The 418-nt window shown below is 68.7% G+C and carries 1 protein-coding gene; it reads right to left on the minus strand.

Annotated features, from left to right (window positions below; genetic code table 11):
- Window positions 1-418: CDP-alcohol phosphatidyltransferase family protein (locus HWX25_RS33175; protein WP_175912812.1), on the minus strand; the 418-nt coding region annotated here is incomplete at both ends.

Raw genomic sequence — 418 nt, forward strand, 5'->3', positions numbered from 1 at the left:
ACCGAAGCCTGCTTCGTGCCGGCCTTGCCGGCGAAGGATTCGATCCGCATGCGCATGAAGAAGATCAGCGCGACGGCCGCGCCCGCCACGGTGCCGAGCAGCACCGGCGAGGCGAACATGTGGCCGCCCTGGGCGACGATGCCCGCGCCCATGCAGACGAACAGCGCCACGGTGATCACCGCGTCGCTGGCCAGGTCGTAGAAATGGCCGATCTTGCTGGTCTTGCCGCTGATGCGCGCCAGTTCGCCGTCGGTGTGGTCGACGAAGTTCGACAGCACGATCAGCAAGGCCCCGGCGTTGATCCAGCCGAAACCGCCCTGCGCGAGGCACACGGCGCCCGCCAGGCCGATCATCAGGCGCAGCGTGGTCAGGTGGTTCGGGGTGACGGGGGTATCGACGAGCGGCGTGACGAGCCGGC

This window comes from Burkholderia sp. BCC1640 (assembly GCF_902833125.1).
GTDB classification, from domain to species: Bacteria; Pseudomonadota; Gammaproteobacteria; order Burkholderiales; family Burkholderiaceae; genus Burkholderia; species Burkholderia diffusa.